The organism is Rhizobium rhizoryzae (genome assembly GCF_011046895.1).
GTDB classification, from domain to species: Bacteria; Pseudomonadota; Alphaproteobacteria; order Rhizobiales; family Rhizobiaceae; genus Neorhizobium; species Neorhizobium rhizoryzae.
In genome coordinates, this window is sequence record NZ_CP049250.1 from 841,449 (window position 1) to 864,732 (window position 23,284).

Genomic DNA, 23,284 nt, shown 5'->3' on the forward strand with positions numbered 1-23,284 from the left:
TTTCCGGATGTTGCGACAAGGTCAATGGAGATCGAGCGCCGATTTGTGGAAGACATCCTCACGGGCGTGATCGGGAGGTATGGCCTGCCGCTCCAGCATGCGATGGACACGTGGACCATCCGGCCCCGCGTGGAGCGCCCGGATCTGGGTCCAGATCTCCGCATCTGCCTTGGTGCGGCGCTGATTATGACGCACATAATCCGCCCAGGTGGCCGTGTGATAGGTTTCCGTCCAGATATCCGGGTTTTCCAAGTCCCGCATCAGGGCCCACTGGCGTGCACCGTCACGAATACGGATGCGGCGTCGCTCGGACATCAGCGCCAGGAAGGCGGGCACGTTTTCTTCGCGCACCGTATAGTCAACAAGCAGAACGATCGGGCCGCTTCTTGGCTGGAGATCGAGCCGAAGCGAAGGTTCGCGGAAGGTGTTGGCCGGATCGAGGTTCAGGGCTTCCATGGAGGGAAGCGCGAAACGCCAGCCGAACAGTGCGCCGAAGACCATCGCAAGGCTGGCAATCATCAGTGAGGTTGAGACGCCATAGGTTTCCGCCAGCATGCCCCAGAGCCAGCTGCCTAGGGCGATACCGCCGAAGGTCGCTGTCTGGTAAAAGGAAAGTGCGCGCCCGACCACCCAGCGCGGTGTCGACAGTTGCACCGTTGTATTGAACAGCGAAAGCGCCAGAACCCAGCACGCCCCAGGGATCGTAAGGATTGCACAGGTCAGGAGCGTGGAGGATGAGAGCGCAGCGGTTACAGCGCTCACCCCGAAGCCGGTGAAAGCGATGCGGACGATGATCTCCGTCGAAAATGTTTCGCGAATGCGCGCATTCAAAAGGGCGCCGATCACGGCACCCACGCCAAAGGCACCGAGCATCAGACCGTAAGTCAGCGGACCACCCACGACAAGATCGCGCGCGACCAGCGGCAGCAGCGCCAGAATGGCGCTGGCGGAGACGCCGAAGAGGAGGCTGCGAAACAGGACATTGATGAGCTTCGGAGACATGGCCACGTAGCCAAAGCCCGCCGAAAGCGCTCTCCCGAGAGTCTCGCGCGGAAGCCGGTTGTCCGGTGTTTCGGGCTTCCAGCGCGACAGGGCAAAGATCAGGGAGATGTAGCTCATGGCATTGACGGCGAAGGCCGCGGCCGCTCCGAAAGAGGCCACGATAATGCCGCCGATGGCAGGGCCGACACTGCGGGTGATATTGAAGCCGACGCTGTTCAAGGAGACCGCGGCAGGAAGGACCGGACGCGGGACGAGATCCCCGACGGAGGCCTGCCAGGATGGATTGTTGAGCGCCGTTCCGCAGCCGATGAGGAAGGTGAAGGCCAGCAGCAGCCAGGGTGTCAGAAGATCCACCCAGGCAAACACTGCCAGAAAAACCGAGACAATGAGCATGAACCCCTGCGCGGAGATCATGATCGCCCGACGGTCGAAATTGTCCGCCAGCGCCCCGGCAATCAGGGAAAACAGCATGATCGGCAGAGCCTGCGAGGCTTGAACAAGCGCCACCATGTTTTCCGAACTGGAGATCGCCGTCATCATCCAGGCGGCACCGACCGCTTGCACCAGACCGCCGAAATTGGAAACGACGCTTGCGAGCCAGATTTCACGGAAGGTCTGGTGACGGAAGGGCGCAAAGGATGAGATGCGCTCGGGCACGTTGAACCTCATGCTGATTTGTTTAGGCTGACTAACTTAGCGTGCTGGCCACCTCTAACAAGCGCAAATCGAGAGGCTTTGGCGGCTCTGACCGCAACCCTTGCATTCACGGGGCTTAAGCGGTATAGAGAGTTCAAATTCTTGATCGTCAGATGAAGAGTGGGGCCGCACCGGACCCGCTCTTTTTTGTTAGGCGGTCGATGCACGCGACGTTCTCGCCCTTGTGCGAGCAAAGCCGGAAGACCATATGCAGGAAAACCAGAAGGAACCGCGTCTCATCGTCGAGACGGGCCTCGATCTCAGGATCGCCGAAATCATTGAACCCACTCTCGACGCGATGGATTTTCGTCTTGTGCGGGTGCGTTTGCTGAACCTCAACGGTTTGACCCTTCAGGTCATGTGCGAGCGCAACGACGGTACGATGACCGTTGAAGACTGCGAGCAGGTTTCGATGGCGATTTCTCCGGTTCTCGATGTGGAAGATCCCGTCGATAAGGCGTATCATCTGGAAGTATCGTCGCCCGGAATCGACCGGCCCATGGTTCGCAAGTCTGATTTTGCCCGTTGGTCCGGTCATATCGTGAAATGCGAGACCTCCATCCTGCTGGATAACCGCAAGCGTTTTCGCGGCAAGATTACCGAGGCAGACGACGAAGGCTTCACGCTGGAGCGCGACCAGATCGGCTACGGGGAAGAGCCCCGCCTGCGTGTTCCGTTCACAGCCCTGGCGGAAGCCAAGCTGATCCTGACGGATGATCTGATCCGCGACGCCCTGCGCGCCGACAAACTGGCCAAGGCGGAAGCCGCGAACCAGAACGACGCTGACGAAGAGTAAGACAACACGTTTCAAGACCTTCACCCTCCTCGGGTTGGGGCACAGACAAAATCGATCGACGGAGACTGACGACAATGGCAGTGAGTGCGAACCGGCTTGAACTTCTGCAAATCGCAGATGCAGTGGCGCGCGAAAAGGTCATCGACCGCGAAATCGTGCTGGCCGCTATGGCCGATGCTATCCAGAAGGCCGCTCGTTCGCGTTACGGCACGGAAAGCAATATCCGCGCGGACATCAATTCCAAGACGGGCGAGATCCGCCTTCAGCGCCTGCTGGAAGTCGTGGAACATGCGGAAGACTACACGACCCAGATTCCGCTCGCTCTGGCCCGTGACCGCAACGTCGACGCCAAGATCGGCGACTTCATTGCCGATCCGCTGCCACCGATGGATTTCGGCCGTATCGCTGCACAGTCTGCCAAGCAGGTTATCGTGCAGAAGGTTCGTGAAGCCGAGCGCGATCGCCAGTATGACGAATTCAAGGATCGTGTCGGCGAAATCGTCAACGGAACGGTCAAGCGCGTCGAATACGGCAACGTCATCGTCGACCTTGGCCGTGGCGAAGGCATTATTCGCCGTGACGAGATGATCCCGCGCGAAAACATGCGCTATGGTGACCGCGTTCGTGCCTACGTTTACGACGTTCGCCGTGAACAGCGTGGCCCACAGATTTTCCTCTCGCGTACCCATCCGCAGTTCATGGTGAAGCTGTTCACCATGGAAGTGCCGGAAATCTACGATGGCATCATCCAGATCAAGTCGGTTGCTCGCGACCCGGGTTCTCGCGCCAAGATTGCCGTCATTTCAAACGACAGCTCGATCGATCCCGTCGGCGCCTGCGTTGGTATGCGCGGTAGCCGAGTTCAGGCGGTCGTCGGCGAACTTCAGGGCGAAAAGATCGATATCATTCCGTGGTCGGGCGATCCGGCTTCGTTCATCGTCAACGCACTGCAACCTGCGGAAGTGGCCAAGGTGGTTCTTGATGAAGATGCAGAGCGCATCGAAGTCGTGGTGCCGGACGAGCAGCTTTCGCTGGCCATCGGTCGTCGTGGCCAGAACGTTCGTCTTGCCTCGCAGCTGACGGGCTGGGATATCGACATCATGACGGAGCAGGAAGAATCCGAGCGCCGCCAGAAGGAATTCAACGAGCGCACGAACCTGTTCATGGATGCGCTCGACGTCGACGAAATGGTGGGTCAGGTTCTGGCGTCCGAAGGCTTTGCGCAGGTCGAGGAACTGGCTTACGTTGAACTTGGCGAAATCGCCTCTATCGACGGTTTCGACGAAGATACGGCCAACGAGATCCAGACGCGTGCTCGTGAATATCTCGACCGGATCGAAGCCGAAATGGATGCAAAACGCCGGGAACTCGGCGTATCCGACGAATTGCGCCAGATCGACGGCCTGACGGCAAAGATGCTCGTTGCGCTTGGCGAAGACGGTATCAAGACCGTAGAGGATTTCGCCGGTTGCGCTGCAGACGATCTGGTTGGCTGGTCCGAGCGCAAGGACGGTGAGACCAAGAAATTCGAAGGCCTCTTTTCAAAGTTCGACGTTTCCCGCGTGGAAGCGGAAAACATGGTCCTGCAGGCGCGCCTGGCTGCTGGCTGGATCACGCAGGAAGATCTGGCTCGCGAACAGGCTGCTCTTGAAGAAGAGGCCGTTGACGAGGAGGCGGACGCCGCTGCCGAACAATGATTGCGGCGGCTGACGCCCGTGATCACGCAGCGGATGAAGAGGAACTCGTGGTGAACGATCGTACCTGTATCGTGAGCCGCAAGACCTTCGACCCTCATGAACTGATCCGGTTCGTTGCCGGCCCGCAGGGGCAGGTTGTGCCGGATCTGAAGCGGCAATTACCCGGTCGTGGATGCTGGGTGAAGGCGGAACGGGATCTGGTGGAGCTCGCGATCAAACGCAAGCTCTTCGCCAGGGCTCTCAAGCGGGACGTGAAGGCCGAGCCCGATCTGGGCCTGATGGTCGAGCGCCTGCTGGTAACCGATCTGGTCGGGATGATGAGCATGGCTCGCAAGGCGGGACAGTTCATCTCCGGCGCGATGAAGGTGGATAATGCCGTGCGGACCGGCGAAGCGGTCGGCGTGTTTCACGCTGCCGATGCCGCCGCAGATGGCGTGCGAAAGATTGACCAGGCCCGCAAGGCCTGGAGGCTCGGAACGGATGCCGAGGAGGAGATTCCCTCTTTCCGGCTCTTCTCCGCAGCCGAAATGGACGAACTGATGGGCCAGAATGCTTTTATCCATGCCGCGGCGCTTGCCGGACAGGCGGGTGAAGGTGTAGTGAAGCGCGCAACCATGCTCGAAACGTACCGCAATGGCGGTCACTCCGGAGCAGATGGTGGCGCTGGCCGGTCAGACACATGACGCGGTCACCGGCTATTGCCGGCTGCCGCATTGGAAGACGTGTATTGAACGACAGGACCTGATGGTTGCCATCCGCTCCTGCCGGAAGGAACAGGAACGGATGACCGACAGTAAAGACGACAAGACACTCAGCGTATCGGGCAAGAAAACCCTCACCCTGAAGCCGTCAGGGATGAGCCAGGGTACCGTGCGCCAGGATATGGGTCGCGGTCGCACCAAAGCGGTTGTGGTTGAAACCCGCAAGCGCCGCCCTCTCCGCCCCGAAGACGAAAAGCCGATCACGCCTGTTGCGGCTCCCGTTGCAGCAGCACCGGCTGCCCAGCCGCCGCGCCCCGTAGAGCAGGCTCCTGTTCAGCAGGCACGCCCCGCAGCGCCCGCGCCGCAGCCCGCCCGTCCGGCGCCGCAGTCACCCCAGCGCGTTCATCAGCCGAGCTCGCAGAACCAGCGGCCGCAGCAGGGTAATTCCCGCCCCCAGCAGAACAACTCGCGTCCGAACAACGACCGTCCGCGCGGTGCAGTGCTGCACGACCTTTCCGCATCGGAAATGGATGCACGCCGCCGCGCCCTGGCAGAAGCTCAGGCACGCGATATCATCGAAGCCAAGCAGCGTGCCGAAGACGAGGCCCGTCGCAAGGTTGAGGAAGAGCGTCGCGCTGCAGAACAGCGTGCCGAAGAAGAGCGTCGTGCTGCGGAGGCAAAGGCTCAGGCGCTCGCCGAGCCTGCTGCGCCCGCCACTGCACAGCCAGCTCCGGCTGCAGAGGCTCCAGCGGAACGTTCCCAGTCTGCGGCTCCGGTCACGGCTCGCCCGCGCGAAAACAACAACCGTCCCCAGCCGCCCCGTGCGGCTCCGGCCGCACCTGCCCCGCAGCCTGGTCTGCCGGTTCGTGGTCGCAAGCCATCGGATGACGAAGACGATGATCGCGGTCCAGCCCGTAGCGGTCCGGCGCGTGGCAAGGTTGCCGCCCCGGCTCCGGCCAAGGTTCCGGCCCGTCCGAAGGAAGACGATCGCCGCCGCGGCAAGCTGACGGTGACCACCGCCGATGTGGATGATGACGGTTCCTCGCGTGGCCGCTCGATGGCTGCCATGCGCCGCCGTCAGGAAAAGTTCCGCCGCAGCCAGATGCAGGAAACGCGTGAAAAGGTCATGCGCGAAGTCATCCTGCCGGAAACGATCACGATCCAGGAACTTTCGCAGCGTATGTCCGAACGCGCTGTCGACGTGATCAAGTACCTGATGAAGGAAGGTCAGATGATGAAGCCGGGCGACGTCATCGACGCCGACCTTGCAGAACTCATCGCAACCGAATTCGGCCATACCGTGAAGCGCGTTTCCGAGTCGGACGTTGAAGAAGGTATCTTCAACGTGAAGGACGATGAAGGCGAGCTGGTTTCGCGTCCGCCGGTCGTGACCATCATGGGCCACGTCGACCACGGCAAGACCTCGCTTCTCGACGCCATCCGTCACGCCAACGTCGTTGCTGGCGAAGCTGGTGGTATTACGCAGCATATCGGTGCCTATCAGGTCGAACAGAACGGCCAGAAGATTACCTTCATCGATACGCCCGGCCACGCCGCCTTTACGGCCATGCGTGCCCGTGGTGCGCAAGCGACGGACATTGCAATCCTCGTGGTTGCGGCCGACGACAGCGTGATGCCGCAGACGATCGAATCGATCAACCACGCGAAGGCGGCCGGCGTGCCGATCATCGTGGCGATCAACAAGGTGGACAAGCCGACGGCTGATCCGCAGAAGGTGCGCACGCAGCTTCTGCAGCATGAAGTCTTCGTCGAATCCATGGGTGGTGAAGTTCTTGACGTCGAAGTTTCGGCAAAGAACAAGACCAACCTCGACAAGCTTCTTGAAGCTATCCTGCTGCAGGCCGAAATTCTCGACCTGAAGGCCAATCCGAACCGGACGGCTGAAGGTACGGTTATCGAAGCCGAGCTCGACCGTGGTCGCGGTGCCGTTGCGACCGTTCTGATCCAGAAGGGTACTCTGCGTCCGGGCCAGATCATCGTGGCGGGCGATCAGTGGGGCCGCGTTCGCGCGCTGGTCAACGACAAGGGTGAGCACGTCAAGGAAGCCGGTCCGGCCATGCCTGTCGAGGTTCTTGGCCTGTCGGGCACACCTGCTGCCGGTGACAAGTTCGCCGTCGTCGAGAACGAAGCACGTGCTCGCGAAATCTCCGAGTACCGCCAGCGTCTGGCCCGTGACAAGGCGGCAGCACGCCAGTCCGGTTCGCGCGGCTCGCTCGAGCAGATGATGAACCAGCTCCAGAGCTCCGGCATGAAGGAGTTCCCGCTGGTCATTAAGGGTGACGTGCAGGGCTCGATCGAAGCCATTGCCGGCGCTCTCGACAAGCTCGGCACCGACGAGGTTCGTGCCCGCATCGTTCACTCCGCAGTGGGTGGCGTGACGGAATCGGATATCTCACTCGCTGAAGCGTCGAACGCAGCCATCATCGGCTTCAACGTTCGTGCTAACGCACAGGCTCGCTCGCTGGCTGAACGCGAAGGTATCGAAATTCGCTATTACAACATCATCTACGATCTGGTGGATGACGTGAAGGCAGCGATGTCGGGTCTTCTGTCGCCGGAACGTCGCGAGACCTTCCTCGGCAATGCCGAAATCCTCGAGGTCTTCAACATCACGAAGGTCGGCAAGGTTGCCGGTTGCCGTGTCGTGGAAGGCAAGGTCGAGCGCGGCGCAGGCGTGCGTCTGGTTCGCGACAACGTGGTCATCCACGAAGGCAAGCTCAAGACACTCAAGCGCTTCAAGGACGAAGTCTCTGAAGTACCGGTGGGTCAAGAATGCGGTATGGCCTTCGAAAACTACGAAGACATTCGCGCTGGCGACACCATCGAGTGCTTCCGTGTCGAACACGTTACACGCACACTCTGATCGTCACACGATCGATTGCATCCGACGCCGGGCCTCGTGCCCGGCGTTTTTCGTTTCAGAAAGCCTTTTGAGATAAAGCGCGTCGCGATCTTTCAGACTCGCTCCTGCCGCTTTATCTCTCTTCCCTTATCGCATGTCGTTATCGCAAAACCGCTGCACACTTTTGCGCGCCATGCTTTAAAACATGAGTTCCGTCTGAAAGATTCTTTCAAACGGCGGCCTTTAATAGTTTACATTTTTCGTCATGTTTATTATGCGGTAGCTCAACGGAGCGTGGCAGGACTGGCCTGTCCGCGATAGGGCGGGATAACCCGTCATCCCTGATGCCGGTCAGAAATCGGGAGCTGTCCATGTCTTACACACTCGCCAACCTCTCTATTCAACCGCCGACAGCCCGGAATTCTTGGAGCCGGATGCTTCTGGTGGCAACCTGCCTTGCATTTATTGCCCTGCCAGTCCTTGCGCAAACCGAGCAGCCTTCAACTCCCCAGACCCAGCAAGCCGCCCCGGCAGTTACGGCACCTTTGGACCGGAGCGCTCCTGCTGCCCCTGGGCAGACCACGCCGTCAACCGGTGCTACTTCGGCAGCAACGCCGCCAGCCGGCGACGCGCCACAGGGTAAGTCAATTGTCGAGGCAACGGGTCAAGCGCTCTCCCAGTTGCTCCCAAGCGGCGAGCGCTCGGACATTCCCCATAATCTTTCGCCTCTCGGCATGTTCATGGCCGCCGATTGGGTGGTCAAGAGCGTCATGATCGGCCTTGCGCTGGCCTCTCTGCTGACCTGGACGGTCTGGCTGGCCAAATCTCTGGAACTTATGGGCGCGCGGCGGCGCGCGACGGCAATCGTGGAGGCGGTTCGTCAGTCGCGCACACTGGCGGACGCCATTGTGCTTGCGGAGCGGCGTAAAGGTCCGGCTGCCACCATGCTTCATGAGGCAGCACGCGAACTCAAGCTTTCCGAGACCACGCTCGATCATGCCGACAATTCAGGCGTCAAGGAGCGCGTCGCGTCGGTACTTTCACGGATCGAGGTCGGCGCGGGTCGCCGGATGATGCGCGGGACCGGTGCACTTGCTACGATTGGCTCCGTCGGACCCTTCGTTGGACTGTTCGGGACCGTCTGGGGGATCATGAACTCCTTCATCGGCATTTCCGAATCCCAGACGACCAACCTTGCTGTTGTTGCACCCGGCATTGCTGAAGCGCTGCTGGCGACTGCGATCGGTCTGGTAGCCGCCATTCCTGCCGTGGTGATCTACAACATCTTTGCCCGGTCCATTACCGGTTACCGGCAGTTACTGGCCGATGCCGCCGCAGGTGTCGAGCGGCTGGTGAGCCGCGATCTGGATTTCCGCAAAGTGCCGCCTGGCCAGCGTACAAAGCCTAACGTGTCGCTGATGGCGGGAGAGTGACATGGCAGGTGGAATTCGCGAAAACCATGGGGATGATCTGAGCGAGAATCATGAGATCAATGTCACCCCTTTCATCGATGTCATGCTCGTTCTGCTGATCATCTTCATGGTGGCGGCGCCGCTCGCGACAGTGGATGTCAATGTCGATCTCCCCGCCTCGACCGCGAAACCGGCCCAGAGACCTGACCAACCGCTGTATCTGACCGTCAAGGAAGATCTTAGCCTTAACCTTGGCAATGACCCCGTAGCGCGCGAGCAGCTTTCACAGGCTCTGGAAGCGCAGACACAGGGCAACAAGGATACGCGGATCTTCCTGCGTGCCGACAAGATGGTGGACTACGGCCACTTCATGGAAGTCATGAACCTTTTGCGCGATGCTGGTTATTTGAAGATCGCTCTTGTGGGCCTGGAAACGGTTGGCGTTCCATCAACGACGACACCGGCACTAGGGCCTTGAGGAGTTAGTCATGATGACATCCACAGCCGGCAGATGGAAACGAAGACTGGGTGAAGCAGCCCTGTGGACCGGGGCAAGTTCGCTGGTTCTAACCGCGCATCTGGCTGCGGCCGCTGTTCTGCTGCGTCATGAGCCGGAGGAGAGCGGTGATCTTGCGCCGCCTGCCGCGATCATGATCGAGCTTGCAGCGGTTCCGGAAGCCGCAGCGACCGAGGAAACGGTTGTGTCCGAAGAAACGCAAGACTCGCTTGAGGTCAAGACAGAGCAAAGCAAACCGGTTGAGCAGGCCGAGTTGACGCCTGACGCACAGCCCGTCCCGGAACCTGAGCCAACACCGGAACCGTCAGCAGAGCAGCCTCTGGAAACTGCCATGCTCAAACCGGAGCCGCCACCGATCGAGGAGAAGCCGGAACCGGTGCAGGAAACCACCCAGACCATTCCACAAGAGATTCCGGAGCCCGTTGAACAACCGGCGGAACAACAACTGACCATGTTGGAGCATGTCGAGGTTCCTTTGCCCGCAGCCCGCCCTGCCCCGGAGACGCCAAAGCCGGTGGTGACGCAGAAGCCCGAGCCGAAGCCTGAAAAGAAGGTAGAACAGCGCAAGCCAAAGCCGCAGCCGCCGGCAGCGAAAGCTACCGTACAGGCAAAGGCCGACGTTCAGGAATCGACGCGGACAGCTGCAGCCGCCACATCCAGCGCAACTGGCACGTCTTCCGTTTCACCGGCGAAGTGGCAGGCCAAGCTTGCGGCGCATCTGGCCCGTCAGCGCGGAAAGTGCCCGGCCAATGGACGTGGTAGCACCGCCTATGTGAGCTTCCGGATTGATGGTGGCGGAAATCTGAGCGCCGTTTCGCTGGCGCGTTCTTCGGGCTTTGGCGATTTCGATGACTACATGGTGGATCTGGTTCGCCGGGCCTCTCCCGTGCCGCCACCGCCTTCGGGCATCGGCAACAAGGTTACGGTTCCGCTCGGCTATAGAAACTGCTAAAGCATGCCGCGCAAACGTGTGTTGCGATTTTGCGATATCGATATGCGCCAATGTTGTGAAGCCCTTGCGGGTCGCGCTCTCGGGATTCGTTCGCCGCGACCAGCCAAGGACTGAAGCATGCATATTTCGCTTTCCGAACTCGAACGTCAGATCGCTTCCGTTTTCGAAGCCAATGGCGTTCCTGCGACAGCCGCACTGTCTGTTGCGAAAAGCCTTGTTGCGGCAGAGGCGGCTGGACAATCCGGGCATGGCCTGAGACGCGTGCAGGCCTACGTCGCGCAGGCGCGGTCCGGAAAGGTGAAGCCGGACGCACATGTTGCCGTGATCCAACCGCGACCTTCGATGCTTTCAATCGATGCAGGGTTGGGTTTTGCTTATCCGGCCATCGACATTGCCGTTGATCGGCTCGTTCCGCTTGCGAAGAGCCAAGGTATTGCGGCGGCGGCCATTCATCGCTCGCACCACGCAGGCGTTCTGGCGCTGACGGTGGAGCGGTTTGCCGAGAAGGGTCTCATTGCCCTGATGTTTGCCAATGCTCCGGCATCCATGGCGCCATGGGGTGGCAGACGGCCGCTTTTCGGCACGAACCCCATAGCGTTTGGTTTGCCCGTTCCAGGGCAGGAGCCGATCATCATTGATCTCGCCCTGTCGAAAGTCGCGCGCGGCAAGGTTATGGAGGCGCACCAGAAGGGTACATCAATACCGGATGACTGGGCTCTGGATCCTGACGGAAACCCCACGACCGATGCAACGATCGCCCTGACCGGCACCATGGCCCCCGCTGGAGGCGCCAAGGGAGCCGCTTTGGCCTTGATGGTGGAGGTTTTGGCGGCCAGCCTGACCGGCGCCAACTATTCTTTCGAGGCAAGCTCGCTTTTCGACGATCAAGGGCCCGCTCCGGCACTCGGCCATTTCATCATCGCGATTGATCCCTGCGCGGCTGCCGGTGAACGCGTCAACAGTCGTATTCAGCTTCTTGCGGAGGAGATGTCTCGCGAAGAAGGTGTACGATTGCCTGGCCGACGGGGTCTGGGTCTGCGCGCGCTTGCCCTTCAGAACGGGCTAGAGGTGGATGATAGCCTGATGCAGGCAATCGAAAAGCTGATTGTGCGTCACTGACGGCGTGAAGTCAGCAGAAGCAGCCTAGACGGCTTCAAGGCGTTTACAAGAGCGGCTGATGAAGGCGTTCTAAAGCGCGTCGCGATCTTTCAGATTCGCTCCTGACGCTTATCTCTTTGTTTTATCGCGTGTCGTTACCGCAAAACCGCGGCACACTATTGCGCGCCATGCTTTAGAAATGAAAAAGCCTGCCGCGGGAGGAGGTGCGGCAGGCTTTTAAACCTGATCGGCAATTTGGGAGGAGGAGGAGATTGCCGATCTCATCGTGCGACGCTGGGAGGAGGAGTGCGTCGCTTCGATGGTTGATATATATGATTTACGGTCGGCGGGAACAAGAGTTTCACCGCAATGCAGCAATGCGTATACTGCATATCTCTTCTCGCCGCCGCCAAATGTTTGAGCGATTGCTATGGGGAGGCTTTGGAAGGATGGGGCGGAGACCCTCGATCTTCAGGGTGATTTCTCTTTTGATCAAGCTGGGATTGAAGTAGGCATTCACTCGATAGATCCGAGACTTGATAACCGAGGGCAGGCATGAGCACGACGATCCGCTATCACGAGGGCGACATTTCCGGGTTGGACATGAAGCGATACACGGATGCTGTTGCAATCGACACGGAGACTCTGGGCCTTGTTCCGCGCCGAGACCGCCTTTGCGTCGTCCAGCTCTCGCCCGGAGACGGCACAGCGGACGTTATTCGCATTGCCCGCGGTCAACCCCAGGCACCGAATCTTTGCAGTCTTCTGGCCGATGCTTCGCGGCAAAAGATCTTTCATTATGGCCGGTTCGATATCGCGGTGCTTTTCCATACCTTCGGCGTGACGACGGAAAACGTGTTCTGCACCAAGATCGCCTCCCGCCTTACCCGTACCTATACGGACCGCCACGGCCTGAAGGACAATCTCAAGGAGTTGCTTGAGGTCGATATCTCCAAGGCGCAGCAGCAGACAGACTGGGCGGCCGAGGTCCTGTCTCAGGCACAGCTCGAATATGCAGCCTCGGATGTTCTGCATCTGCACGCGTTGCGAGACAAGCTGCTCGCACGCCTGATGCGTGACGATCGTATGGAACTGGCGGCAGCCTGTTTTGCCTTCTTGCCGACACGTTCGAAACTCGACCTTCTCGGCTGGGAAGAGACGGATATCTTCGCCCATAGTTGATGGTTGCAAAGGTGATCGACTGGTTCGATTTGCGACATATTGATTGCCTGATCGCAATAAAACCGGCCTCCCGGCGGAGTTTGTTTACCAAAGATTTACCTTGATCTGGGCAGGCTGACAGCCTGTCGGCAGATTCACGTCATGAGACGTGGCGCAGGGAAAGGAAACCCGGGAGGCTCCTGAAGTTCGCCGAAATGCCCGTTGTTCCAGGCAAGCGGAGGTGTCCCTATGCTGCCGCCTATTTCCAGCGTTGCCTCTCTCCGTCCGGCACAATCACCCCAGGACGCACCAGTTGAAGCCCCGTCCATCAAACCGCCAGCAGGCAGTGACATTGAGCCGGTAATCCCGGTCAATGCGGCTCAACCCGTTCAGGAACGGCTTGTCGCACTCGCACTTGCCGGACAGCTTTCCAGCGGGCGCAGCATTGCCAATGTGACGGACATGATCGGCTCCTTGTTGAACATCGAGCGGCAACCAGACGAAAGCATGGCAAACTTTACGGAGCGGTTGCTGGACGCTCTGAAGGCATTGCCTCCATCCGCTCAAGCCGCTCTGCAGAAAGCGCTCAATCAGTGGGTCCGTGGTTTGGCGATTGGCATGCTTGTGCAGGCACTGCGTAATCCAGCAGGGCCGGAGGCTACGAAGCTTGCGGCGCAGCTGGAAACGGTCGGTCGCGATCGCGAGGCGGCTCAGCGTCAAATCACAGCCGGCTATACCGATCTTGACGATATCGACGACTTTTCAGAGACGTTTCGGCCTGTCATTCCGCCAAAAGCCGCCAATGATACGGGGGCGATAGATCAGTCTCGAACCACCCGTCCTATGCTGCAGCTGCCAGAGCAGGTTCCAGGCGACCTGCGGGCGCCTACTCGATCTGCCCTTTCCAGCGGCCAACCAATGGCCGATCGAGGTCCGCAAGAAGCCATATCTGGAGCCGACGAGCCTGTCAGTCTTGAGATCGCCATCAAGGGCAGTGATTCGGATATTGACCGGGCGGCTTCGCAACGCGCAGTTCCGGGGGGCCGAAGCGCGATGCCCTCCAGCACATCGCCTGCCCTGGCCACGGCAATGCCGGCGTCGCTCCCCCAATCCGACAGCGAGGCGGCAGCAGATTCGCTGCCTAACCTCACGAAGGTTTCTGCCAGCACTTCAACCAAAGCCGAAACGCTGCAGACGGGGAACCCTTCTCTCACTCTGGACGAGAGTGATTTTGACGAAAGGGGCTATCGGCAGATCCTGCCCAACGCCTATGGTGAAGCAGATGAGGAGGCAGGGACACGCCCGACGGATGTGAAAACCACTGCCAACCCAACTGGCCGCGCAGTGCAAGCAAATGATGCTATGCTTGCCAAGCGATTGATCCTTGAAGCCTCGGAAGTGCAGATCATGGGCGGCGCAGAGGGGGAAAACAGCTCCAATCTGTTTTTTCAGCGCATCGGAGTAGCCAGCTCGGCAGCTGGGGAAGATGTGCTTGAAGGTCTGAACAAGGAGGCGCTGATCGCACGGCAAGCAGCCGCTTCCAAAGATCACGCACCAGTTTTGAAATCGTCCCCACCAGACGCCATGTCCGTGCCCAGTGCGGCGGAGATCATTCCACAGCCTGCGATCCCGCTCAGTCTGACCGCGGCCTTGCTTCAGGATGAATCCGCCATCGCGGGTCTGGCGCAGGCTCTGGTCCAGATGCGGACAGTCCTGAAGGAAAGTGCTGTGCCGGCGCATGTGCTCTACCCCTCAGACGGCGGACCGGGTGACGATGAGGATGCCCTGATTCCGGCGGTGGAGGCAGAGGATGAGGACCGGCACCACAGGCGGCGGCGAGACAATCAGCAAGACCAATCCCGTGACCGTGATGAGGCTTCGCATCGCAGCGGCGCTCCCGAGACATCTGAAGCGGACGAAACTACCTCGGCAGAATCATCCGACTTCTACGGGCGACTGGGCGGCTGGTAACAGGCAACAAAAAAACCCGCCGGGGCCAATCAAGGCACCGGCGGGTTGTTCTATTCAGTCCAGCGACGATTAGTCGTTGCTGCGGTTCTTCAGAGCCGCGCCCAGGATGTCGCCGAGCGACGCGCCAGAATCGGACGAACCGAACTGTGCAACAGCTTCCTTCTCTTCTGCGATCTCGAGAGCCTTGATCGACAGCATGACCTTGCGGTCCTTCTTGGAGAAGTTGACGACGCGAGCATCAAAGACCTGGCCAACGGAGAAGCGCTCAGGACGCTGATCATCGCGGTCGCGGGCAAGATCGCCGCGGCGGATGAACGACGTGATGTCTTCATGGTTGACGAGCTTCACTTCAACGCCGCCATCGTTAACACCGATGACCTCGCACGAAACGACAGCGTTCTTGCGCAGTTCGCCAGAGGAAGCGGCTTCACCGACCGTATCACGGCCGAGCTGCTTGATACCGAGCGAAATGCGTTCCTTCTCGACGTCCACATCCAGAACGACAGCCTTGACGACATCGCCCTTGTTGAACTCTTCGATGACCTGCTCGCCTGGACGGTTCCAGTCGAGGTCGGACAGGTGAACCATGCCATCGACGTCGCCTTCGAGGCCGATGAACAGGCCGAATTCGGTCTTGTTCTTGACTTCGCCTTCAACTTCCGTGCCAGCCGGATGGCTGTAGGCAAATGCCTGCCACGGATTTTCGAGGGTCTGCTTCAGGCCGAGCGAGATACGACGCTTGGACGGATCGACTTCGAGAACGACCACGTCAACTTCCTGGCTCGTGGACAGGATCTTGCCGGGGTGAACGTTCTTCTTCGTCCAGGACATTTCGGAGATGTGGATGAGGCCTTCGATGCCCGGCTCCAGCTCAACGAATGCACCGTAGTCGGTGATGTTGGTGACGGTACCGGAGATCTTCTTGCCAACCGGGTACTTGGCGGAGATGCCATCCCACGGATCCGACTCGAGCTGCTTCATGCCGAGCGAGATGCGGTGAGTTTCCTGGTTGATACGGATGATCTGAACCTTGACCTGCTGGCCGATGTTCAGGATTTCCGACGGATGGTTCACACGGCGCCATGCCATGTCGGTGACGTGCAGCAGGCCGTCGATCCCGCCGAGGTCAACGAACGCACCGTAATCGGTGATGTTCTTGACGACGCCGTCAACAACCTGACCTTCTTCGAGGTTCTGAACGATTTCAGAACGCTGCTCGGCACGGGACTCTTCCAGAACCGTACGACGCGAAACAACGATGTTGCCGCGACGCTTGTCCATCTTGAGGATTTCGAAGGGCTGCGGGTTATGCATCAGAGGCGTTACGTCACGAATCGGACGGATATCGACCTGAGAGCGCGGAAGGAAGGCAACAGCGCCGTCGAGGTCAACCGTGAAGCCGCCCTTGACCTGGTTGAAGATAACGCCTTCAACGCGCTCGCCAGCTTCGAACTTGGCTTCGAGCTTGATCCAGCTTTCTTCGCGGCGAGCCTTTTCGCGCGACAGAACAGCTTCGCCGAGAGCATTTTCAATGCGCTCTACGTAAACTTCAACTTCGTCGCCGACCTTGAGCGAGCCGTCCTTGCCCTTGGCGCCGAATTCCTTCAGCGGAACGCGGCCTTCAACCTTGAGGCCTACGTCGATAACCGCGACGTCCTTCTCGATTGCCGTGACTGTACCCTTGGCAACATAGCCTTCGGCCAGATCGTTAGAGGCAAAGGATTCTTCGAGAAGGGCTGCGAAATCTTCCCGCGTGGGGGTTGCTACTGACATGAAATCTCCTGATCGTGCCGTTTGTCTGGCACGCAATGCGCCGGGGGTTGGTGTTGTTCATACCCAAAGAACAAGTCCGCCCTACACACTTCGAGGGCAATCCGGCGCAGGACCCATATCTTCAAGCTTAGTCTGTTCAGTCTCCGGTTCACCGGCTTGGCCGACGGACCGTCAATTGGGGTTCAGGACTGCGTCGATCAAGATCTTGGCTGCCTGAAATGCGGCCTCTATACTCATTTCCGATGTATCAAGCAAGTGCGCATCATCTGCCGGTTTCAAAGGGCTATCGGCGCGACCCATATCGCGTTCATCGCGCTTTTTGACATCTTCGAAAATGGCCTCGTAATCGGCACTTCCACCATTTGCGATGATTTCGTCATGACGACGCCTTGCTCGCACGTCCGGCGAGGCCGTCACATACAGCTTGACCTGCGCCTGTGGGCAGACAACCGTGCCGATATCGCGCCCATCCAATACGGTTCCCGGCTCTCGGTTCGAAAAGGCGCGCTGGGCTTCGACAAGGGCGCGCCGAACCGACGGCATGACTGCGATTTTGGAGGCCGCCTCTCCAATATGGTGCTGCGCCAGGACGGAGCGATCAAGACCGGCCAGATCGACCTCGCAAGCCATTTTCTCGGCCACGGCCTCGTCGTCCAGCGGCAGGCCGGCATCCAGAAGCGCCTTTGCGGTGGCCCGGTAAGTCAGGCCCGTATCGAGGTGATGGAAGCCGTAGGTATCGGCTATCTTGCGCGAGAGCGTTCCTTTGCCGGCAGCAGCTGGCCCATCGATCGCGATGATAAAAGTCATGACTCACTCCCGAAAATCAACGGGATCCGGCTTAACGAAATATCCGCCGCATGACCAGACGGAGAAGTTTTGTATTGTCCTCGTGAGTTGATGGGAGACAACGCGCACGCGACAGGTTCTGCAAAAGGGCCGGAAACCGGGCATTTACATGCGAAGTTTGCCTTTGACATGGGGATTTACAAGCTTTAATGGGACCGGCTAACATTTTTGAGCGTCGCATTTGCGGCAACGCCGAACTGATCGGCCATTCTCACGGGGCATCCACAGTGGCAAAAGCGGAACTTGGAACCAAGCGTACCGACCCGGATACGGGCAAGAAATTCTACGACCTGAACAGAGATCCGGTCGTCTCTCCTTACACCGGCAAATCCTGGCCACTCTCTTTCTTTGAAGAGAACACGGCGCAGATGAAGATGGAGCAGGCCGAAGAGGAAGAGGTCGCCGAAGTCGATACGGAAAATCCCGATGTCGAACTGGTCTCGCTCGAAGAGGGTGATGACGCGGCGGCTGGCGATGACATTCCGGATATGGGCGATGACGACGTCGAGATCGACGGCGACGACGACGACACGTTCCTGGAAGCCGATGAAGATGATGATGATGACGATGTGTCCGGCATCATCGGCGTCGGTGGCGACGAAGACGAAGTCTAAGCTCTTGAATTTCGAGGCCCGGTGAAAAAAATCACCGGGCTTTTCATTTTCGGCTTGCGCTTGGAAATTTCCGGAAGTAATAAGCCGCCACCCCGACAGAAGCGCTGCTTCGAACGGGTTCCCGGAACCGGTAAATGCCCGGTACCCTGATGGGGCTATAGCTCAGCTGGGAGAGCGCTTGCATGGCATGCAAGAGGTCAGCGGTTCGATCCCGCTTAGCTCCACCAAACTTTTCCGTTCTAATTCTACGTTTGAAGCTGTTGCATCTGTCGTAGCAGACGAGCGTTTCAGACCAACCTCGTCGACCTACCAGACCACCTACCGCCGCGGCTCGCCGCCCGGCGCGTAAACGCTTTTGCTTTCAAAGCGAAACTTGTGGCTGCACTGGCAGCGCAGCATGTATTTGCGGGGATCGCGTGACGCGAATTCGGTCGAGAAGCCCCTCGGCATTTCGTCGATCTGGAAGCCGGGGTCCTTGCGGCGCGGGTCATCATCCTCGGAAACCTCGGCAAAGCCGGAGTGTCCGCATTGAGGGCATTCAAGTTTCCGGGAGTATCGATCGCGCGCAGCCATGGCGCTTACCTAAGATGGGAGCTTGACGATGGCAAGCCTGCTGATCTTTGACTTGCCGAATGTTTTCGCCGCGTCCAGATAGCGACAGGGAAATGGGAGAAAGAGGCGTTTGCAGGAATTAGAACAGTTTTTCAACAGGAGCGCCGTCGAGGTTGCCCGCGATCTCATCGGTGCGAGCCTTTGCGTTGATGGCATTGGCGGGGTCATCGTCGAGACTGAAGCCTATATGCCCGATGATCCGGCTTCGCATAGTTTTCGCGGTCAGACCAACCGCAACCGCTCCATGTTCGGGCCGCCCGCGCACGCCTATGTCTACCGTTCCTATGGCATCCACTGGTGCCTGAACTTCGTGTGCCTTCCCGCAAGCGCGGTGCTGATCCGCGCCCTCCAGCCGGTCCACGGCCTGGCAGAAATGGAAGAGCGGCGCCGGGTTTCCGATCCATTACTGCTATGCGCTGGACCCGGAAGGGTTTCCCAGGCACTCGGCATCGACATCCGGCATGATGGCCTACCCTTGTCAGACGCGCCCTTCGAACTGAAACCATCCCACGAATCGGTGCTGGTCGTCACAGACCGGAGAATCGGCATCAGCAAGGCGGTTGATCATCTCTGGCGCTTCGGTCTGCAGAATTCCGTCTACGTGAGCAAAAAATTCAGGTCGTCTTGATTGGTAAAATTGGCAGTCACCTCACCAAGACTATTTTAAACTTAAAATATCTGGATTATCGTTATCGTCTATATTCTTCGGCTATGACGAGGCGGTGAGGTTTATGATGGGATTGTCGGCATGATGGATTTCGCTAGGACACGCAAACTGTTTTACATGCCGGATGGTGTCATTTATCTGGATGGGAATTCGCTCGGGCCCTTGCCGCATTCAGCCGTCGAGCGGGTTTCCTCGCTGATGACACATCAGTGGGGCGAGATGCTGATCCGCGGCTGGAACGACGCGCAGTGGATGACCATGCCCCGCCGGATAGGCGACCGCGTTGGCAGACTGATCGGTGCACCTGCCGGAACCGTGGTCATGGGTGACACGCTTTCTATCAAGGTTTATCAGGCACTTGCCTCAGCCCTCGATCTCGTTGAAGACAAAAGCCGCAGGGTGATCCTGTCGGACAGCGGTAACTTTCCGTCCGATCTCTACATGGCGGAAGGACTCATAAAGTCTCTCGATCGCGGTTACGTGCTCAAAGTGGTCGCGCCGGACGAAGTGGAGGCGGCGATCAATGAGACCGTGGCCGTGACGATGCTCACGGAAGTGGATTATCGCACCGGCCGGCTGCATGACATGAAGGTGCTGACCGCCAAGGCCCATGCCGTGGGTGCACTTGCGATCTGGGATCTGGCGCATTCTGCAGGCGCCATCCCGGTTGACCTCGCGGGGGCTGAAGCCGATTTCGCCGTGGGCTGCACCTATAAATATCTGAACGGTGGGCCGGGGGCGCCCGCCTTCATCTATGTGGCGCCGAAATGGGCGGACAAGGCACGTCCTGCCCTCTCGGGATGGCTGGGGCACGAAAGACCGTTTGCTTTCGATCTTACCTATCGTCCGGGCGACGGAATAGACCGCATGCGCGTCGGTACGCCGCCGATCATTGCGCTGGCGGCGCTCGATGCGGCTCTCGATGCGTGGGACGGCATCGACATGGCCGATATCCGACAGAAGTCGATTGCGCTGTGCGATCTGTTCATTCGTGAGGTTGAAGGCAAATGCCCGAGCCTGAAACTCGGTTCACCACGCGACGGCACCCAGCGGGGCAGCCAGGTATCCTTCATCCATCCGGAAGGCTATGCGATCATGCAGGCCTTGATCAGCCGCGGCGTGATTGGTGATTTCCGTGCGCCAGACGCAATCCGCTTTGGTTTCACGCCGCTTTATATCGATGAGACCGACGTTCGCGCTGCTGTCGATATTCTGGCCGACATCATGACGAATAATCTCTGGGACCAACCGCAATTCAAGCAGAAGGCGCTCGTGACGTGACCGACAAGCCCTACGATCCTTCCCGGGAGGGGGCGCAAATGTCCTTTCGCGAGCGCATGTCCTATACGGATTATCTGCAGCTCGACCCGATCCTGTCTGCCCAGAAGCCGCTTTCCAGCGCGCATGACGAATTGCTGTTCATCATCCAGCATCAGACGTCCGAGCTCTGGATGAAGCTCGCGATCCACGAGATAACCTCCGCCATGCAGGCCATTCGACGGGACGATCCGCAGCCCGCGTTCAAGATGCTGTCACGCGTGGCACGCATATTCGAGCAATTGAACAGTGCCTGGGACGTGCTGCGCACGATGACGCCAAGCGAATATACCGATTTCCGCAACGCGCTTGGTCAGTCTTCCGGCTTTCAGTCCTATCAGTATCGCGCCATCGAGTTTCTGGCGGGCAATCGCAATGCAGCGATGCTGGGGCCGCACCAGCACCGCCCGGACCTGATGACGCATCTGGAAGACATCTTGTCCCGCCCAAGCCTTTACGATGAAGCCATTCTGCTTCTCGGACGAAGCGGTTTCGACATCGGCGCTGACGGCGAACGCCAGGATTGGCGTGACAAACGTGGTGAGAGCGAGCAGGTGCTGGAAGCCTGGCGAGCCGTCTATGCGGCGCCCGGCAAACATTGGGTGCTTTACGAGTTGGCGGAAAAGCTGGTGGATTTCGAAGACTATTTCCGTCGCTGGCGTTTCAACCATGTCACCACCGTCGAGCGTGTCATCGGCTTCAAGCGCGGCACCGGTGGGACGTCTGGCACCCAGTATCTGAAGAAGATGCTGGAGGTGGAACTGTTTCCAGAATTGTGGCGCGTCAGAACCGTACTTTGACACCAGCGGGAGGGATTCATGCTGTTTTACCGGATCGATGACTGGAGCGACGCCTATACAAACGGCGGCAACATCCCGCGCGGCGAAGCCTGGCCTGAAGTCTGGGTGGAACCGGCAAGGCTCTATCGCGAACGCATGATCGAAGCAGGTCGCGCCCGGCTCGATCTTTCCTATGGTGCAAACCCGCGTAATCGCTTTGATCTCTTCCTGCCACAAGGAACCCCGAAGGGTCTGGTCGTCTACATCCACGGCGGCTATTGGCAGGCACTCGACAAAAACTACTGGTCGCATCTGGCCCATGGCAGCATCGAGCATGGCTTTGCGGTGGCCATGCCTTCCTACACGCTTTGTCCGGATGTGCGTGTGGGTAACATCGTTCAGGAAGTTGCCGCTGCGATTTCGGATGCGGCAGGCGAGATCGACGGACCAATCCACCTGACAGGCCACTCCGCCGGCGGGCATCTTGTCACCCGCATGGTGGCCGAAACTTCACCGCTGCCGAACGATGTTCGGTCACGGGTGCGGACGGTGGTTTCGATTTCCGGCGTTCATGATCTGCGGCCGCTGGTGAACACCAACCTCAATGCCAAGCTGCGGCTAGACGATGCGGAGGCCGCTCAGGAAAGTCCCGTCTTGATGAGGCCCGGTCGCGACACGCGCCTTTTCTGCTGGGTGGGTGCGAACGAGCGCTCTGAATTCGTTCGCCAGAATACGTTGATGGCCAGCGTGTGGCTCGGTCTCGGCGCGGAAACCGGAGCCTATGCGGAACCTGACAAGCACCATTTCACCATTGTCGACGGCCTTGCCGATCCTCATCATCCTCTGGTGAAGACCCTTCTTTCCTGACTTTTCACGCTTCTTCGTCTTCGTCTGTAAAATGTGAGCGACCTTCCTCAACATGGCCCCTCCCCTTCGGTCTGAAGGGGATCCAAAGCGTGTCGCGATCTTTCAGATTCGCTCCTGGCGCTTTGTCTCTTTGTTTTAACGCATGTCGTTTTCGCAAAACCGCTGCACACTTTTGCGCGACATGCTTTACGCTTGGGTGGGACGGAATGCGAATCACCGGGTGACGACCAATGACTGTGGCGAGGCGAAAGCGATTGATTCGGGCGCAACGTGCCTGGACAGGGATTGCGCTCGTTGCCGCGATTTCCTTCCTGGCCGGAATGACTGATGCCATCGGCCTGCGGCTTTCCGGCGACTTTGTTTCGTTCATGACGGGAAATACCACGCGCGCCGCCATTTTCTTCGTGGATGGCAACTGGGGACATGGACTGGTGCTGCTCGGCGCCATTGCCCTTTTCGTCATGGGCAACGCGCTAGGCATCGTCATCGCCAGTATCGTTCGACGCAGGATCTTCGGGGTTCTGGCGGCGGTGTCCCTGCTCCTTAGTTTCGCTTCGATATTGGACCAGCCTCAGCTTGGCGTCTTGCGCTTCTACCTCGTCGTTCTCGCCATGGGGGTCGTGAATGCCGCCGTCGAACAGATCGAAGGCCTGCCAATCGGCCTGACCTATGTGACGGGCGCGTTATCGCGTCTGGGGCGCGGCATTGGCCGCTTCATCATGGGAGACCGGCGGCTGGACTGGTCCATCCAGATCGTACCCTGGTCCGGCATGGTGACGGGTGCCCTGTGCGGCGCCCTGATCGGCGGTGCATTTGCGCGCGAATCATTGTTCCTTGCGGCTGTATTTGCCATGGGCATCGCCATTTCGTCGCTTTTCATCCGCAAGACGCTGCACCACCGCTATAACCAGCGCCCTGCCAGCACCTCACGTAGATAGTGTTC

At 59.1% G+C, this 23,284-nt stretch carries 20 protein-coding genes and 1 tRNA gene; 17 read left to right on the plus strand and 4 right to left on the minus strand.

Annotation, left to right across the window (positions count from 1 at the left end):
• Positions 1-21: 21 nt before the first annotated feature.
• Positions 22-1,671, minus strand: coding sequence for an MFS transporter (locus G6N80_RS10295; protein WP_156379214.1), 1,650 nt, complete (start codon positions 1,669-1,671; stop codon positions 22-24).
• Between the two features lie 235 nt (positions 1,672-1,906).
• Here G6N80_RS10295 and rimP point away from each other — a divergent pair, with 235 nt between their 5' ends.
• The 10 genes from rimP to G6N80_RS10345 all read left to right on the plus strand — a co-directional run bounded on the left by rimP (position 1,907) and on the right by G6N80_RS10345 (position 14,866).
• Positions 1,907-2,494 (plus strand): ribosome maturation factor RimP, encoded by a 588-nt coding sequence (gene rimP / locus G6N80_RS10300; RefSeq protein WP_062554986.1) that lies wholly within the window; start codon positions 1,907-1,909, stop codon positions 2,492-2,494.
• Positions 2,495-2,568: 74 nt separating this feature from the next.
• Entirely contained in the window at positions 2,569-4,191 is a 1,623-nt protein-coding gene (nusA, locus tag G6N80_RS10305) for a transcription termination factor NusA (protein WP_062554985.1), read from the plus strand.
• Positions 4,188-4,874, plus strand: coding sequence for an RNA-binding protein (locus G6N80_RS10310; protein WP_062554984.1), 687 nt, complete (start codon positions 4,188-4,190; stop codon positions 4,872-4,874). Before nusA ends, G6N80_RS10310 begins: the two co-directional genes overlap by 4 nt.
• Before the next feature lie 100 nt (positions 4,875-4,974).
• Positions 4,975-7,776: a translation initiation factor IF-2 gene (infB, locus tag G6N80_RS10315; RefSeq protein ID WP_165137008.1), complete on the plus strand. Its 2,802-nt coding sequence runs from the start codon at positions 4,975-4,977 to the stop codon at positions 7,774-7,776.
• A 413-nt stretch (positions 7,777-8,189) separates the two neighbouring features.
• Positions 8,190-9,188 (plus strand): tonB-system energizer ExbB, encoded by a 999-nt coding sequence (gene exbB, locus G6N80_RS10320; RefSeq protein ID WP_183898024.1) that lies wholly within the window; start codon positions 8,190-8,192, stop codon positions 9,186-9,188.
• Position 9,189: 1 nt separating this feature from the next.
• A complete protein-coding gene (gene exbD / locus G6N80_RS10325) occupies positions 9,190-9,645 on the plus strand; it encodes a TonB system transport protein ExbD (protein WP_062554982.1) in 456 nt (151 codons plus the stop codon).
• A 10-nt stretch (positions 9,646-9,655) separates the two neighbouring features.
• Positions 9,656-10,636 carry a TonB family protein gene (locus G6N80_RS10330; RefSeq protein ID WP_165133563.1) on the plus strand — a complete coding sequence of 327 codons (981 nt, stop codon included), beginning with the start codon at positions 9,656-9,658 and terminating at the stop codon, positions 10,634-10,636.
• 117 nt (positions 10,637-10,753) lie between these two features.
• On the plus strand, positions 10,754-11,755 hold the full coding sequence (locus G6N80_RS10335) for an Ldh family oxidoreductase (RefSeq protein ID WP_165133566.1): 1,002 nt from the start codon (positions 10,754-10,756) through the stop codon (positions 11,753-11,755).
• A gap of 534 nt (positions 11,756-12,289) precedes the next feature.
• Positions 12,290-12,916, plus strand: coding sequence for a ribonuclease D (locus tag G6N80_RS10340; protein ID WP_165133569.1), 627 nt, complete (start codon positions 12,290-12,292; stop codon positions 12,914-12,916).
• A 228-nt stretch (positions 12,917-13,144) separates the two neighbouring features.
• Positions 13,145-14,866 carry a hypothetical protein gene (locus G6N80_RS10345; protein ID WP_165133572.1) on the plus strand — a complete coding sequence of 574 codons (1,722 nt, stop codon included), beginning with the start codon at positions 13,145-13,147 and terminating at the stop codon, positions 14,864-14,866.
• Between the two features lie 69 nt (positions 14,867-14,935).
• On the opposite strand, the gene rpsA is transcribed toward G6N80_RS10345, so the two are convergent.
• Complete coding sequence (gene rpsA, locus G6N80_RS10350) at positions 14,936-16,639, minus strand: 30S ribosomal protein S1 (protein ID WP_062554976.1); 1,704 nt, start codon at positions 16,637-16,639, stop codon at positions 14,936-14,938.
• 171 nt (positions 16,640-16,810) lie between these two features.
• A complete protein-coding gene (gene cmk / locus G6N80_RS10355; RefSeq protein WP_165133575.1) occupies positions 16,811-17,446 on the minus strand; it encodes a (d)CMP kinase in 636 nt (211 codons plus the stop codon).
• A gap of 266 nt (positions 17,447-17,712) precedes the next feature.
• Between cmk and G6N80_RS10360 the strand changes: the two genes are divergently transcribed.
• Positions 17,713-18,099 (plus strand): TIGR02300 family protein, encoded by a 387-nt coding sequence (locus G6N80_RS10360; protein ID WP_062555449.1) that lies wholly within the window; start codon positions 17,713-17,715, stop codon positions 18,097-18,099.
• A gap of 151 nt (positions 18,100-18,250) precedes the next feature.
• Positions 18,251-18,326 (plus strand) — tRNA-Ala (locus G6N80_RS10365).
• 91 nt (positions 18,327-18,417) lie between these two features.
• On the opposite strand, the gene G6N80_RS10370 is transcribed toward G6N80_RS10365, so the two are convergent.
• Positions 18,418-18,672, minus strand: coding sequence for a hypothetical protein (locus G6N80_RS10370; RefSeq protein WP_062554974.1), 255 nt, complete (start codon positions 18,670-18,672; stop codon positions 18,418-18,420).
• 109 nt (positions 18,673-18,781) lie between these two features.
• Here G6N80_RS10370 and G6N80_RS10375 point away from each other — a divergent pair, with 109 nt between their 5' ends.
• The 5 genes from G6N80_RS10375 to G6N80_RS10395 all read left to right on the plus strand — a co-directional run bounded on the left by G6N80_RS10375 (position 18,782) and on the right by G6N80_RS10395 (position 23,279).
• Positions 18,782-19,339 (plus strand): DNA-3-methyladenine glycosylase, encoded by a 558-nt coding sequence (locus G6N80_RS10375; RefSeq protein ID WP_062554973.1) that lies wholly within the window; start codon positions 18,782-18,784, stop codon positions 19,337-19,339.
• Positions 19,340-19,459: 120 nt separating this feature from the next.
• Positions 19,460-20,659 (plus strand): kynureninase, encoded by a 1,200-nt coding sequence (gene kynU, locus G6N80_RS10380; RefSeq protein ID WP_062554972.1) that lies wholly within the window; start codon positions 19,460-19,462, stop codon positions 20,657-20,659.
• Positions 20,656-21,495 carry a tryptophan 2,3-dioxygenase gene (kynA, locus tag G6N80_RS10385; protein ID WP_062554971.1) on the plus strand — a complete coding sequence of 280 codons (840 nt, stop codon included), beginning with the start codon at positions 20,656-20,658 and terminating at the stop codon, positions 21,493-21,495. Before kynU ends, kynA begins: the two co-directional genes overlap by 4 nt.
• Before the next feature lie 18 nt (positions 21,496-21,513).
• Complete coding sequence (locus G6N80_RS10390; protein ID WP_062554970.1) at positions 21,514-22,341, plus strand: alpha/beta hydrolase; 828 nt, start codon at positions 21,514-21,516, stop codon at positions 22,339-22,341.
• Between the two features lie 230 nt (positions 22,342-22,571).
• The gene (locus G6N80_RS10395) at positions 22,572-23,279 is read left to right on the plus strand and encodes a YoaK family protein (RefSeq protein WP_165133578.1); all 708 of its coding nucleotides are present in this window, start codon (positions 22,572-22,574) and stop codon (positions 23,277-23,279) included.
• Positions 23,280-23,284 lie beyond the last annotated feature (5 nt).

Bases quoted from the DNA above. Each gene is read 5' to 3' on its own strand.
- G6N80_RS10295 (WP_156379214.1), bottom strand. From the start codon at position 1,671: ATGAGGTTCAACGTGCCCGAGCGCATCTCATCCTTTGCGCCCTTCCGT.
- rimP (WP_062554986.1), top strand. From the start codon at position 1,907: ATGCAGGAAAACCAGAAGGAACCGCGTCTCATCGTCGAGACGGGCCTC.
- nusA (WP_062554985.1), top strand. From the start codon at position 2,569: ATGGCAGTGAGTGCGAACCGGCTTGAACTTCTGCAAATCGCAGATGCA.
- G6N80_RS10310 (WP_062554984.1), top strand. From the start codon at position 4,188: ATGATTGCGGCGGCTGACGCCCGTGATCACGCAGCGGATGAAGAGGAA.
- infB (WP_165137008.1), top strand. From the start codon at position 4,975: ATGACCGACAGTAAAGACGACAAGACACTCAGCGTATCGGGCAAGAAA.
- exbB (WP_183898024.1), top strand. From the start codon at position 8,190: ATGCTTCTGGTGGCAACCTGCCTTGCATTTATTGCCCTGCCAGTCCTT.
- exbD (WP_062554982.1), top strand. From the start codon at position 9,190: ATGGCAGGTGGAATTCGCGAAAACCATGGGGATGATCTGAGCGAGAAT.
- G6N80_RS10330 (WP_165133563.1), top strand. From the start codon at position 9,656: ATGATGACATCCACAGCCGGCAGATGGAAACGAAGACTGGGTGAAGCA.
- G6N80_RS10335 (WP_165133566.1), top strand. From the start codon at position 10,754: ATGCATATTTCGCTTTCCGAACTCGAACGTCAGATCGCTTCCGTTTTC.
- G6N80_RS10340 (WP_165133569.1), top strand. From the start codon at position 12,290: ATGAGCACGACGATCCGCTATCACGAGGGCGACATTTCCGGGTTGGAC.
- G6N80_RS10345 (WP_165133572.1), top strand. From the start codon at position 13,145: ATGCTGCCGCCTATTTCCAGCGTTGCCTCTCTCCGTCCGGCACAATCA.
- rpsA (WP_062554976.1), bottom strand. From the start codon at position 16,639: ATGTCAGTAGCAACCCCCACGCGGGAAGATTTCGCAGCCCTTCTCGAA.
- cmk (WP_165133575.1), bottom strand. From the start codon at position 17,446: ATGACTTTTATCATCGCGATCGATGGGCCAGCTGCTGCCGGCAAAGGA.
- G6N80_RS10370 (WP_062554974.1), bottom strand. From the start codon at position 18,672: ATGGCTGCGCGCGATCGATACTCCCGGAAACTTGAATGCCCTCAATGC.
- kynU (WP_062554972.1), top strand. From the start codon at position 19,460: ATGATGGATTTCGCTAGGACACGCAAACTGTTTTACATGCCGGATGGT.
- G6N80_RS10390 (WP_062554970.1), top strand. From the start codon at position 21,514: ATGCTGTTTTACCGGATCGATGACTGGAGCGACGCCTATACAAACGGC.
- G6N80_RS10395 (WP_165133578.1), top strand. From the start codon at position 22,572: ATGACTGTGGCGAGGCGAAAGCGATTGATTCGGGCGCAACGTGCCTGG.